The 12251-nt window shown below is 71.8% G+C and carries 12 protein-coding genes and 1 tRNA gene; 3 read left to right on the plus strand and 10 right to left on the minus strand.

Annotation, left to right across the window (positions count from 1 at the left end; genetic code table 11):
- Positions 1–424 precede the first annotated feature (424 nt).
- Positions 425–1120: a winged helix-turn-helix domain-containing protein gene (locus O7600_RS13260; protein ID WP_281594145.1), complete on the plus strand. Its 696-nt coding sequence runs from the start codon at positions 425–427 to the stop codon at positions 1118–1120.
- A 74-nt stretch (positions 1121–1194) separates the two neighbouring features.
- A tRNA-Arg gene (locus O7600_RS13265) sits at positions 1195–1266 on the plus strand.
- A 151-nt stretch (positions 1267–1417) separates the two neighbouring features.
- On the opposite strand, the gene O7600_RS13270 is transcribed toward O7600_RS13265, so the two are convergent.
- The 10 genes from O7600_RS13270 to O7600_RS13315 form a co-directional block, all read right to left on the minus strand.
- A complete protein-coding gene (locus O7600_RS13270) occupies positions 1418–2785 on the minus strand; it encodes an integrase (protein ID WP_281593865.1) in 1368 nt (455 codons plus the stop codon).
- Positions 2782–3003, minus strand: a complete 222-nt coding sequence (locus tag O7600_RS13275) for a helix-turn-helix domain-containing protein (RefSeq protein WP_281593866.1) — start codon at positions 3001–3003, stop codon at positions 2782–2784. The genes O7600_RS13270 and O7600_RS13275 overlap by 4 nt, the downstream gene beginning before the upstream one ends.
- A 532-nt stretch (positions 3004–3535) precedes the next feature.
- Positions 3536–5134 carry a YfjI family protein gene (locus O7600_RS13280; protein WP_281593867.1) on the minus strand — a complete coding sequence of 533 codons (1599 nt, stop codon included), beginning with the start codon at positions 5132–5134 and terminating at the stop codon, positions 3536–3538.
- 4 nt (positions 5135–5138) lie between these two features.
- Entirely contained in the window at positions 5139–5849 is a 711-nt protein-coding gene (locus tag O7600_RS13285) for a DNA cytosine methyltransferase (protein ID WP_281593868.1), read from the minus strand.
- On the minus strand, positions 5846–7006 hold the full coding sequence (locus tag O7600_RS13290) for a bifunctional DNA primase/polymerase (protein ID WP_281593869.1): 1161 nt from the start codon (positions 7004–7006) through the stop codon (positions 5846–5848). Before O7600_RS13290 ends, O7600_RS13285 begins: the two co-directional genes overlap by 4 nt.
- 4 nt (positions 7007–7010) lie before the next feature.
- Positions 7011–7295, minus strand: a complete 285-nt coding sequence (locus O7600_RS13295) for a hypothetical protein (RefSeq protein ID WP_281593870.1) — start codon at positions 7293–7295, stop codon at positions 7011–7013.
- A 387-nt stretch (positions 7296–7682) separates the two neighbouring features.
- On the minus strand, positions 7683–9893 hold the full coding sequence (locus O7600_RS13300) for a cell division protein FtsK (RefSeq protein WP_281593871.1): 2211 nt from the start codon (positions 9891–9893) through the stop codon (positions 7683–7685).
- Between the two features lie 91 nt (positions 9894–9984).
- Entirely contained in the window at positions 9985–10776 is a 792-nt protein-coding gene (locus tag O7600_RS13305; protein ID WP_281593872.1) for an ABC transporter permease, read from the minus strand.
- A complete protein-coding gene (locus tag O7600_RS13310; RefSeq protein ID WP_281593873.1) occupies positions 10773–11147 on the minus strand; it encodes an RRQRL motif-containing zinc-binding protein in 375 nt (124 codons plus the stop codon). The genes O7600_RS13305 and O7600_RS13310 overlap by 4 nt, the downstream gene beginning before the upstream one ends.
- Positions 11147–11392 carry a DUF6284 family protein gene (locus O7600_RS13315; protein WP_281593874.1) on the minus strand — a complete coding sequence of 82 codons (246 nt, stop codon included), beginning with the start codon at positions 11390–11392 and terminating at the stop codon, positions 11147–11149. The genes O7600_RS13310 and O7600_RS13315 overlap by 1 nt, the downstream gene beginning before the upstream one ends.
- 409 nt (positions 11393–11801) lie before the next feature.
- On the opposite strand from O7600_RS13315, the gene O7600_RS13320 reads away from it, so the two are divergent.
- On the plus strand, positions 11802–12215 hold the full coding sequence (locus O7600_RS13320) for a helix-turn-helix transcriptional regulator (RefSeq protein ID WP_281593875.1): 414 nt from the start codon (positions 11802–11804) through the stop codon (positions 12213–12215).
- Positions 12216–12251 lie beyond the last annotated feature (36 nt).

Here is a 12251-nt window from a genome sequence, read left to right on the forward strand (position 1 = left end):
TCCCGGCCTGGGAGGCACCCATGACGTTCCACCCAGCGACCGCCGAGCCCGTCAGTGGAACACCATGGGTGTTTCCCGGCCCGGGAGAGACCCATGACGTTCCACCCACCGCCCGCCAACCCCGCGAGTGGAACGCCATGGGTGTGCCGATCCGGCAGGCACCCACCCACGTTCCACCCACCCCGAGCCAACCCAAGCCAGCACGGCCAGATGACGCGCACGCCCCACCCCTCGGCGACCACCCGGCAGCCCGCCGACCCGCTGCCTCTGCCCGCTGCGCGCCGTGCATGCCCGGGAAGGCTGGGCACGGTATGTCGGATATGCCGCTTTGTAACGTTTTGGGGCTAACGGGTCATTGTGGTGCTCTGAGAAGTTTCTCCGCACATATCGTGACCAGTTGCGATTCGGGCTCGTTGCGCAGGACGTGGGGGTTGCACTCAGAGACGCAGGGCGGTCGGTGACCAGCTGGTGCCGACGCCACACCATCGGCGGTGACGGGGCGGTGGCAGCCGTCCGTCGCGGACTGCGGCAGGGCGAGCCGGGAACGCTCAGCCGCGAACAGGAACTCGAACTGATCGACGTGCTGCGGGGCGTCCACCCCGACGAGTTCGGCATCGACGAAGAGCTCTGGACGCGCCAGAGCCTGACCACTCTCATCGAGCGCCGGTTCGGGCTGAGCATGGACGCCGGCCTCGTCGGGGCGTACCTGCGGGCCTGGGGGCTGGGGCCGCGCGAGCCGCGCGAGCGCGCCTGCGGCCTCTGCGTCGGCGCGGTGGAGCGCTGGGTGCGCAGCGAGTACCCGGCGATCACCCGGGCGGCCCAGGAGCACGCCGCGGAGGTCTACTGGATCGGCCGGGTGCGCCTGCGGGGCACCATGCCGGCCGCGGACGTCGTGTCGGCGGTGTCGTCGCGCGGGCGGGTGCGGTTCATGGTCACCACGCCGTCGGTGGACCCGCCGCTGCCCCGGGACTTCGTCCTGCGGTTGAGCGGCGCCGAGGAGCGTACGGTGCACCTCATCGTGGACGGCTCCTGGCCGCGCAACGAGTGGCCCCGGCGATTGCCCCGTCGGATCGTGCTGCACCCGCTGCCGAGCTGCGGTCGCGCCGTCGCCGCGGCCTGAGCCGGCGAAGATCGACTCGCGGATACCGATTCGGTGATCCGGGGAGGGGTTTGCTACTCTTCTCGGGTCGCTGAGCCCCCGTAGCTCAGGGGATAGAGCACCGCCCTCCGGAGGCGGGGGCGCAGGTTCGAATCCTGCCGGGGGCACACTTGCTAAGAAGGCTTTGACCAGCACGAAAAGGCCCCTGACCAGGCGAAACCCGGTCAGGGGCCTTCATCATGTGTCCGGCCACGTCCGGCCGTCACCGGCCCGTGGCGGGCGTCTGTGCCAAATGCGTGCCACGGAACGCGGGCGCCCTCAGCCGTGCCCGAGCGCTCTCTCGATGCGCTGCCGGAGAGCCGCGTCACCGCCGTCAAGGCACTTGGCGTAGATCCTGAGCAACACCTCCACGGACTGCCCTGCCCACTCGGCTACCTGCGTGGGCGGTACTCCCCCGTTGAGCCACGTCGATACCGCAGCGTGCCGCAGGTCGTACGGGGTGCGGGCCAGCGGCGAGGCGTGCACCTCAGGCGTGAACACGGCGCCACGTGCCCAGCGCCACACGCGGTTGATCGTGCCCTTGGGCAACTCCTCCTTGTTGCGCTCCCCCACGAACAGGCGACCGTTCGGCCCGTAGCCGAACTGCTCGACGTGCGCGTGAATGATCGCGGTCAGCTCGGGTGGACAGGGAACCGTTCGCGTCTCCCCTCGTGCTCGCTGCTTGAGTTGCCGGCTGTCACGGTTCTTTCCGCTGTCGGTCCATTCGCGGCCGGCGTGCGGATCGGCTCCGTCAAGGGTGAATTCCCCCCATCCCTTATCGGGCAGATGCAGGTTCGGCTTGGCGAGGCGTACGGCTTCCTCCGGTCGCAATGCGGCGTAGTACAAGCAGGCGTAGAAAGCCACCATGCGCGGGCCGATACGACCCTGCCCTCGGACCCCGTCCAGCAGGGTCCGCACCTGCACCGGGTTGGCGACCGATCGCCTGTCGATCGTGGCGACGGTTTTCGGCGGCTTCCATTTCAACTGCGGAAGCGGGTTTGCCGGCAAGAGCCGCCTCTCCACCGCGTATTCGATCGCGGTGTTGAATATCTTCCGGCGGCGACTGATGACGCTTGGCGCGGCCGGCGCTCCGTCGAGTCGGACGGTGAGGCCGTCCAGCACCGGGCGCAGCACCTCGGCTCGGCTTAGGCTTGCCACGTCACGGGTGTTCCGCTGCACCCAATCGAGCGTCTTCCGCACCTGCTCGGGCACGTTGTCGGCCGTGCGGCGAGGGGTGTTGAAGGCCCACCTGCCGAGGGCGTGGCGGAGCAGCTTGCCGTCCGGGCGCCCTCTCGCGTTGGTCAGTAGAAGCACGGTCAGCGCCGTCAGCGCTTCCGCGTGCGTGCGCCTGGTCGTGGCGGCCACGTGCGGCCATTTCATGTCGGCGAATGCGCAGGCCAGTTCGTACCACGACATGGCGGCGGTATCGCGGCGCATCGAGACCGGATAGCCCGTCTCGATGTCGAACGCCTCGCCCTTTCGTGACGCGGTGACCAGCTCGGAGCGGAAACCCTCCGCGAGAGCCTTTGTCTTGAAGACCTGCTTCTGTCGTCGCTCGGCCACGCGCCAGCGGACCCGATAAGTGCGGCCCCGCTGCCCCTCGTACGTTTCGATTGACCAGATACGCACTTCGTAGGTGGTGTTCAAGCGGCCTCCTCATAAAGCGATTCAAGCCAGGATTCGTAGTCGCGGCGCTCGATCCGGATCTCGCCGTTGGGCAGCTTGCGGGCCGGCGGCCCCTTCCGCTTTGCTCGCCAGTCGTAGAAGGTCGACCGGCTGATGCCGAGGTCGTCGCAGACGTCGGCGATGGTGAGGTGACGGGCGGGGCGAGTCGTCCCCCGCTCCGGGCGCTTCGGGGCGGTCATGGGCGGATGTCCTCCCTCGGGGTGGCGTGGAGGTAGATGCGCTGGAACAGCGGGGATCGGCGGTCGGGGTAGGGGCGGCTGACCTGCTGGATGTGCAGCACTCGGGCGATGGCGGCGAGCGCTGCGGCTGTTTCAGCGGGTGTGCCGTGCAGCCTGATTCGCACGGTGAGCGCCTTCCGGTCGGCGTGGGTCGCGTGTGGAGGGTCGGTTAGGCGATGCGGCAGAAGGGCGGAGGGTGGCCCGCTGAGAGCGCCGTAGAGACAAGATCCGGGCATCCCCGGTGTAAGGCGCAGGGCCTGTCGCTCTCAGGGGCTCTCAACGGGTCGCTTCTGGAGTGCCGGCGGCCGGTCGGCGCGTCCGGGTGCTGCCGGGAGGGGCCGGGAGGCGTTGACACGTTGACAATCGACGGTCGGGCGACCGTTTCCGCAGGCGGGAGTGGGTGTGATGTTGTCAACGGGGGGCGTTGACAGGCGTTGACACCCGTTGACACCGGGCGGGCCGGCGGCGGGTTGTCAACGCCTGTCAACGGCTGTCAACGGGGGCCGTTGACACCCTCGGGCGTGTCCTGAGCTGCGGAAACGTCGCCGGTTGGGGCGGGTGTCAGCGTGTCAACGCTTCCGGGGTCCTCTGCCGTGGCGCGGGGGTGCAGCTCGTACCGGCCGTCCGGCCCGGAGCGGACCCACCCGAGGGCGGCCAGCTCGCCGAGCACCGCCGACACCTCGTCGGACTTCGGCAGCCGGCGCGACACACGGCGGTGCAGTTCTCGGCGGGTGAAGGTGGTCATGCCCTTGGTGGTGAGCACGCCGAGCACGTAGCGGGCGTTCTCGATCGCGGTGTCACTGCCGATCGTGGTGAGGGCGGCCCGGTAGTGCGCGGCGAAGAACTCGGCGAGGCGTACGGCGTCGGCCATGCGGTCGGCGTCGATGGGGCGTCGCCAGGCGTCGGCGGGGTGGTGGGCGACGTGCAGCAGTCCGGCCAGTCGCAGCGTCGCGCCGGAGAGCTTGTTGCCCCACTCCCGCATGTCGTACAGGCTGCCGCCGGGGCGTAGCTCGGCCTCCACCTGTTCGGCGGCGGCGCGGCGCACGGTGTCGGCCTCGGGGGTGAGGACGACGACGGCGGGGTCTTCCCACTCGGCGAGGGTGGCGGCCAGGTCGTGCACCCGGTGCCGGTAGCCGCCGGTGACCGGCTCGGCGATCGGCGGCGTGTCCACCGCCCGATACCCGGCGAGGGAGCGCGGGAGCGCGAACAGGAACCGGGCCGGCAGCCCTCGGCCGGCGAGGTCGGCGTTACCGCCGAACTTGCGCAACACCGACGGTTGCGCCATCACGCACACGGTCAGCGCTGGCTTGTCGACCGAGGCACCCTCGCGGGTCTGCCGCTCGTTGCTCATCGGCTGCCCCGCGTGACCCTTGAGGTACGGGTCGAGGTTCGGCGCTCCGGAGTACCGACCGGCCAGGGTGTCGAAGATCCCGCCCTCATCCGAGATGATCGCCATCCGTCCGCCGTTGGCGGCCATCAACCCGATCAAGGCTTCCGGGGTGGCGTCGTCCACGATCAGCCTCGGGAGGCCGGGAACCGTGATCGCCTCGGCCGCGATGGCGGCGGCCACCGCCTCGGCGGCGGCCTCATCCCGCTTGCCCGGGTCGCTGGCCTTGGCGGCGGCGGCTTTGGCCTGTTCGGCCTGCCGGTCGGCGATGTCGCGCAGCGCGGCGGCCTCGGCGATCCTCGGCCGCATCGCCTCGGACAGCGTCGACTGCGCGGCGAACAGCGGCGCGGTCATCGCCCGGTGGACGGGTGACTTGCGTTCGCCGGGGCCGGCGATGACGGCGGCGAAGATGTTCACCGGCTCCCGCCACCCGGCCACCGGCTCCACTTCGAGCCGGCCGCCCGCGCATGCGGACAGCACGGCGACGGCGAGGGTGCCGGCCATCGCGGGATCGGTCTGGGTGAACCGGGCGACGCCGGCCACCATGTCGCCGAGCCAGCGGGGGAACACGTCGACCGGGAACGGCGGCGGCGCGGTGTGCGGCCCGGTCAGGGGCACTGGAACATCCCACAGCGGGCCGCCCGCGGCGTGCCCGTCGGTGGTGTGCGGCTGGTCGGTGACCAGGTGCAGACGTGCGGGTGTCACGGGTTCACCTGCTTTCGTGGTGGTCGAGGATGATGCGGCCGATGTGTTCGGCGACGGCGGGCACGACGGCGTTGCCGAGGGCGGTAACTCGGTCCACCCGGCGGGGAAGCCCATCAACCACTCGACCCACTCGGGGTTCAGCGGGCCACCGACTCGCTCGGACAGGGGCCGTCCGGGTCGGTTCCATCCAGCGCCGCGCGGGCCGTCCCGGGCTGTTGGTGTGGGCCAGGACGAACAGGCGGGGTCGTGGGTGTGGGGCGCCCATCTCGCAAGCGCGGACAACGCCGGCGCGGGCGGTGTATCCGAGGTCTTCGAGGTCTCGGAGCACGAAACGAAGTCCCCTGGTGCGGTGACCGAGGACGTTCTCCCCAATGACGTAGCGGGGGCGTAGGGCGTGGATGACGCGGGCCATCTCGGGCCAGAGCCACCGGTCGTCGTCGGTGCCGCGCCGAGGTCCGGCCAGCGAGTCGGGTTGGCAGGGGTAGCCACCGGCGACGACATCGACGGGCGGTCGTACGGTGGAGCGCCACCAGGCGGCGGCGGTGCGTACGTCGTCATGGCAGGGGACCTCCGGCCAGTGCTTGTGCAGGACGGCTCGGCAGAACGGGTTGATCTCGACGTGACCGACGATCCGCATCCCGGCGCGTTGCAGGCCGAGCGACAGCCCACCGATGCCGGCGAACAGCTCCAACACGTTCAGCGCCTCGGCGTTCATGCGGCCACCGTTCGGGGCCGGCGGGCGCCGGCGGTCAGCCCGGACCGGACGGTGCGGAACGCCTCGACGGTGCGTAGCCCGGCGTCAACGCCCGCCTGTTCCAGCACGCCTTGGGCGTCGTCCTCGCTGAGCGCCCCACCGGCTACCAACTGGCCGAGGGCCACGGCGGCGATATACAGCGCGCGGTTGCGCTCCCCGGCGGGCGCGGTGGTGACCCGGTCGACCTCTCGGGCGACGGCGGCGCGCACGTAACCGCTGGCGCGGCTGGTGCCGAGGTCGACCACCACCGGCCGCTGCGGCGGCAACGGCGCCGGGGCGAGCAGCCCGGCCAGCCATCCGGGTAGCGGCGCGGGGTCGGTGTCCAGGTCGACCGTGTAGGGCCGTCCGGCGACCGTGGAGCCGGCGGCGACGACGTAGCCGCCGTGGGCGCGGGTGTCGACCATCGGGCCGAGGGTGCCGGCGGTGTTGCGCAGCGCCGGCCCGCCGTCGGGGTGCCGGTAGTAGAGGTGGGTGCCGCCCCGACCGGTGGTCACGGTGTAGGTCGGGTCGATGGTGCCGGCGTGCGCGGCGGCCAGCTCGGCGAGCACGCGCAGCCCATGCGGGCATCCCTCGTGGCCGGGTGGCATGGTCTGTCCGGGCTTGCGCACGTCTAGGTCGACCACCGCGAGCCGGGACGGCCCGCAGGCGATGCCGATGCCGTAGGAGCGGGCCGACCATGCCCGGTGGATGCGGTCGGGGTCGGTGGTGGCGCGGGGCTCCCACCCGAGGTGGTGGCCGGCGGCGCGGCAGCGCGGGTCGCGGCCGGCGCAGTCGTCGGCGGGGTGATCGGGGAACGCGGGTCGCTTGTCGTCGGGGCGCAGCGGGAAGACGTGCCAGCCGCGCGCGGCGTGAGCCAGGGCGGCGGTCAACAGCGGGTTGTCCGACATGGTGCGGGTCCTCTCCGGTGGAGCGGGCGGGGTGTCGGGAATCGGGCGGGAGTGGCGGCGTTCGTACCGGCCCTCGGCGCACGCGGCGCAGTCACGGCGTTGCAGCAGCACGGGCCGCCCGTGGAGGGCGCGGTCGGCGGCAAGTAGCCGGCCACAGATGTGCGGGTACGCCTCGGCGTCGGTCACCGGGCGGCCGAGCACCGCGCTCGCGGCGAGCCACGGGCCGGGCATCGGGTCACCGCCTCGGCCGGGGGCGGGCGGCGATGGCGGCGCGGGTGACGGCCTGGCGCACGTCGCCGAGCAGCCCCACCAACTGCCGGCGGGCCGCCACCTCACCGGGGGCGAGCGCGACCCTGACGCGCACCTCGGCGTGCTCGCGGCCGGCGGCGGTGCGCACGCGGACCAGCACGGCGCGGGCGTGACCCGGGATGTCGACGACGATTTCGGGTGAGCGGTGCTCGCCGAGGCCGCAGCGGTGGTCCCGTCCACACCAGTCGGTGTGGCTGGCGGGGCGGGTCATCGGTGGGCCTCGGCGCGCAGCCGCCGGAAGACGTTGAATACGCGGCGCCCGGTGCGTAGCCGTAGTCCTCGGTCGCAGCGTCGGCAGGCACGCGGGCGCCGCAGGAATCGCGTGGTGGTGTGGCCGGTGCCGGCGCACCGCTGGCAGCGCTTGAACGGGCTGACCCAGCACAGCCCGGCGTAACCGAGCGTGACCAGCAGGGCGGACGAGACGGTGACGCTAGCGAGGGTGAGCAGGGGGTCCACAAGTGCCTCCCGGGCCGGTTTTTGGGTGCGCGGGGCCGTGAGCTGCTATCTGCTAGGCGGCAGCTCATGATTCGTGCGGGGTGCTAGCGGGGGTGCTAGCGCTAGCAGGTCGGGCCGCTAGCGCTAGCACCCTCGGAGGCGGTTAGCCGGCGGACCGCTTCCGGTCACGCTCCGCAATCGCGGCGAGCACATCGGTGTGCTTGATGCCGCGTCGGGTGACGGGCTTGCCGTCGATGCGGCGCCCGACGTCGCCGACCTTGATCAGGGGGTGGGGCTTGAGCGCGGTGGTGAGCTGCGCGGCCTCCCACCCGCCGTACGTCTCGGGTCGCAGCTCGGCGAGCAGACCGCACAGTGTCTCGTTCCACGCGGCCTTGTCGTCGCCCGGCCACACCCGCGCCAGGTCGCCGATCACGTCCGCCACCGGGGCGATGTCGCGGGTCTGCTCGTCCGGCTTCGGCAGCGTGCCGGCCGTGGTCCGCAGGGCGACGGCGCGGGCGACGATGCGGGCGGCGGCGGTGGTGTCGACGTAGAACGAGCGCACCGCCGACGCCTTCGGCCCGAACCCGCGCAGGATGCCCCACCCCGCCTCGATCACCGGCTGGAAGACGGTCGCCCGGTAGCCGTTCTTGTAGGCCGAGGTCCCGAGGATCATGTCGTTCGCGGTCTGGTCGGCCACTGAGAGGCAGAAGCGGCTGTTGACGTTGCGGGTGATGCCGGTCGGCAGGCTGTCCTTGTCCGGGATTTGCGTACCGATCATGATGATCACACCAAGCGCCCGGCCCAGCTTGATGACCTTCTCCAGCAGTTCCCCGGCGTCCTTGCCGTACTTGCTGGTCATCAGCTCTTGCAGCTCGTCGAACCACGCGACGAGGGGGTGCAGCCCTGAGCCTTTGAGGCTGGCCAGTTCGGGCGTGACCTTGTTCTCCGGGGCCTTGCCCAACCTCGCGTAGTGCTCGATGCGCTTGGAGCGGCGGCGGCACTCCTCGTAGAGCCATTCGATGAACGCGTAGCAGCGGGCGAGGGTGTCGTCGTCGAAGCCGTTGCCGTACTCGGCCATCACCGGCTCCAGGACGGCGAAGTCCCCGACACCCTTCAACTCGTAGCCTCGGATCTCGGCGCGCGGGTCGAGGGCGGCGGCCAGGATCAGATCCCGCAGCGCGAACGTCTTCCCGCTGCCGGGCTGTCCGCCGAACAGGAAGTTGCGGAACATCAGGTCCACCGCCACGGTGTCGAGGCGGGGCGTGGTGGCGAACGGAAACGCCTTGAACACGTCCACCTTCGCGCCAGCGGACAGCAGCGGCCACGGCGGTTGCTTCATCTGCGACGCCGGTTCGTAGCCGACCCACAGCGCCAGCCGGCCCGTGTGCCCGGCGGCCGGTTCCGGCCACACCTGATCCAGCGGGAGGCGCATCGCCGAGGCGAGACGGCCGCGACGGGCGACCACCTCGGCGGCCTCCACCCCGTACGGCAGGTCGACCACTGCCAGGTGACCGGGGCCGTCGCGGTGAATGTCCACCGGGAACGAGATGGCCTTCGGGTCCTTCGCCACAGCCGAGTTGATGCCGGCCATTTGCAGCGACGTGAGCGCCCGGCGCACCAGGTCGGCGGTCAGCTTCCGGTAGCGGTTGCCCTCGCTCACCCGGTCGGTCAGCGGCTTGTCCGCCGGGCGGCCGAGCGTGGCCAGCAGCGGCACCACGGCCACCAGGGCGGCGTAGCGCCACCAGGACGGGCCGAGCGCCAGCACCACCGCCCCGACGACCGTGGCGGCGGCCGAGGCGGCGAGGACCCACCACCGCCACACCGTCTGGCGCTGGCGGCGGGCGTCGAGCTTCATCCACGTGTCCGCGTCGCCCCGGCTCGCGGCGGCCTGCCGCAGGTGCCAGTTGCCTTCCTCAGCGCTGGCCCAGCGCAGCGCCCGGCCGAAGCCGCGGAACAGCCCGACCGGCGCCCACACCGCCGTCTTCACCGCGTACTTCGGCAGGCGGACGCCGTGGTAGGCGGTGACATAGCCGGCGTCCTTGAGCATGTGGCGCAACGCGGCCAGCAGCGCACGCCAGGAACGCGCCCAGTCGGCCAGGATCGGCCGGCGGTCGCCCTGCCGGGCCAGCACCTCCCGGGGGATGTCCTCGGCGGTGTCGACCGGGCCGCCGTCACGGCCGGGGCCGTCGTCGACGCTCTCGGCGTCGTCGCCCTGCTCGCCGTCGTCGTTGTCGGCCGGCGGGCGCGGGCGGGGCGTGCGGCGGGCGCGGGCGTCGTCCAGGTCGACCACCTCAGCGTCCGGCCCGGCGGCCGGGTCGCTCAGGTCCGCTTCAGCGGCCTGCCAGTCGAAGCGGTCGTCATTGGGGGCAGTCATGATGGGGGTTCCTCCAACGGTCGGGAGATCGGTAGGGGGCCGGCGGCACGGCATCGGTTTCCTAGGCCTGGGGCCGTGCCGCCGGGCGGGGCTAGTCGTGCGTGCGGACCAGGTGCGCGAGTGCGGCGCCCATGCCGAGCACCGCGACCGGCAGGCAGGCCACGGCGGTGGTGATCCACCACGGGGCCGAGGTGACCCCGGCGGCCACCAACAGGTGGTAGGCGACCTGGCCGAGCGCCCCGACCGCGAGGGAGCCGAGGGCGGACCACTTCGCGAAGCGCAGCGCCGGGGCGGGCACCCTGCCGGAGAGCCACACGTAGAGCGCGTACGCGCCGTACGTCTCCACCCCGATCGGCAGGGTGATCGCCGAGTTGATGGAGAAGCGGTCCCAGATGCCCGGCAGCGGGTGCACGATGCCGAACCCGGTGAGTCCGCCGAGGCCAACCCACCCGGACCAGATCGCCACGAACGCCGGCAGGGCCAGCAGCACCACCGGCCACGCCACCGCCCGCCGGGCCGGGGCGGTCGGTGCGGGCGTGTCCGGGCGACTGACCGCGCTGGCCTCGGCCGGCGGCTCGGCGGGCGTGATCTCCGGGGCGGGCGTCGGGTCCGGCTCGGCCAGTGGCGCGGGCTCGGGTACGGCCGGCGGGTCGGCCGGGTCCGTGGCGTCCGGCTCGGTGGTGTCGGCCGGCGGCGCGGCGGGCTCGGTCTTGAGCAGCGCGAGCAGTTCCCCGGCCTTGGGTGCGCCGATGCGGAACTCGCGCATCAGCCGGTTGCGCGACGGGAACGCCTCCCCGTCGGGCAGGGGCAGGGCGCGGGCGGCGGGCAACAGGTCTTCGATGGGCTGCGGGTAGCGGGTGCCGTTGATGGTCGGGGCGGTCATGCTGCGTCCTCCAGCGGGTAGGCGCACGCGAGGCATTCGCCCAGCGAGCGCGGGATGAAGTAGGGCCGCACCGTGGCGCAGGTCGGGCAGGTACGGCGGGCGGTCAGCGCCTTGCCGATGGCGGCGCGCTGGGCGGGGGTTGCGGTGCGCTTCGGGCGGGCCAGGTCGACCCGGTAGAGGTAGGCGGCGCGGGTGCCGCCGACGCCGCGCCAGAGGATCTGAGCGGCGATCGGCTGACCGGCGGGGCGTAGGCCGGCGGCGGTCAGTTGGCGGCGGGTGGCGTAGCCGGGCGGGGCACCTCGCCACCAGTAGGTGGGGATGCCGTACCGCGCCCCGTCCGGATCCCAGTAGGTGGCGCGGATGCGGGACATCAGGCTGCGCGGTGCGGGTCGGTGCGGGTGCTCAGGTCGGCGGCGGCGCGGGTGACGCGGGCCTCGGCCCGGCGCAGCCGCCGCCAGTCCAGCGGCGAGGGTCCGCCGTGGTCCTCGGCGTAGAGCATCGTGATCTCGGCGTCGAGCACGTCCAGCTCGGCGGCGATCAGCGGCCACTCCGTGTCGATCGCGGCCAGGTCGGCGGCGGTCGGCGCGGTGGCCACGGCGGCAAAGTGCTTCCTCACAGGAAACCTCCGGAGAAGTTGTTGAAGTAGGGGGATGTGGTTGCCGTGTGTGTGCGTCAGCCGGGCGGCCACATCTGGGACGTTTTGTGCAAGTTGCAGAAGCCGAAGCCGCGTGCCGAGATCCGGCCCGCTCGCCCCGCTCGCTCGGGAAGTCACCGAGGTCGGCCACGTGTGGCTCAAGGCAGGGATGCCGCAGACGGATCCACGCGGCGCTTCTGCTGTTCAGTTCTCAATGAGCAAGTGCGCGGGTGACTCGTAGGCGCGCAGCGCCGCGAAGCGCTGCCTTCCCCGGGACCAACCGGCGGTGTAGCTGATTTCAGCGCTAAAATTAGCGCTGAAGTTGTGCGGTGTCAACGAGGGTGGAGGAACTAGGATCAGCGGATCAGGCAGTCAGACAGGGAGGCAGTCGGTGGAGGATTGGCAGGCGGTAGCCAGTGCCATGAACAGCCGGATGACCGAGTTGCCGATGACCCAGCAGGAGTTGGCCGAGCGATCGAAGGTGTCGGTTGCGACCCTGCGTGAGCTGCAATACGCGACCGCGACTCGCAAGCGGTCCGCTCGCACGCTCGCTGCGATCTCTCAGGCTCTCGGCTGGCCGGACGACTACCTCCGAGCCGTACTGACCGGGGCCGCACCGCCAAGCGGCAGCGGGAAGGCGGGACAGACGGACAGTTCCTCGTTGGTGCTCGCGCGGCTGGACCAGCTCCACGCCGAGGTGCGGCGGCTCGCGGATGTCGTCGAGCGGATCGCGGTCGATGTCGGTCATGGCAATAAGGACACCAGTTCCGAACGCGCATCCGAACGCCGTTCAACAGGCGAGTAAGCGCCGTTCACTAGGCATCAACTAGGCACGGGGGTG

This window comes from Micromonospora sp. WMMA1998, from assembly GCF_027497375.1.
Taxonomy (GTDB): Bacteria; Actinomycetota; Actinomycetes; order Mycobacteriales; family Micromonosporaceae; genus Micromonospora; species Micromonospora sediminicola.

What these genes read in the sequence shown, in the direction of transcription:
- O7600_RS13275 (WP_281593866.1), bottom strand. Translation starts at nt 3,003, where the DNA reads ATGACCGCCCCGAAGCGCCCGGAGCGGGGGACGACTCGCCCCGCCCGT.
- O7600_RS13285 (WP_281593868.1), bottom strand. Translation starts at nt 5,849, where the DNA reads ATGAACGCCGAGGCGCTGAACGTGTTGGAGCTGTTCGCCGGCATCGGT.
- O7600_RS13290 (WP_281593869.1), bottom strand. Translation starts at nt 7,006, where the DNA reads ATGCCCGGCCCGTGGCTCGCCGCGAGCGCGGTGCTCGGCCGCCCGGTG.
- O7600_RS13295 (WP_281593870.1), bottom strand. Translation starts at nt 7,295, where the DNA reads ATGACCCGCCCCGCCAGCCACACCGACTGGTGTGGACGGGACCACCGC.
- O7600_RS13300 (WP_281593871.1), bottom strand. Translation starts at nt 9,893, where the DNA reads ATGACTGCCCCCAATGACGACCGCTTCGACTGGCAGGCCGCTGAAGCG.
- O7600_RS13305 (WP_281593872.1), bottom strand. Translation starts at nt 10,776, where the DNA reads ATGACCGCCCCGACCATCAACGGCACCCGCTACCCGCAGCCCATCGAA.
- O7600_RS13310 (WP_281593873.1), bottom strand. Translation starts at nt 11,147, where the DNA reads ATGTCCCGCATCCGCGCCACCTACTGGGATCCGGACGGGGCGCGGTAC.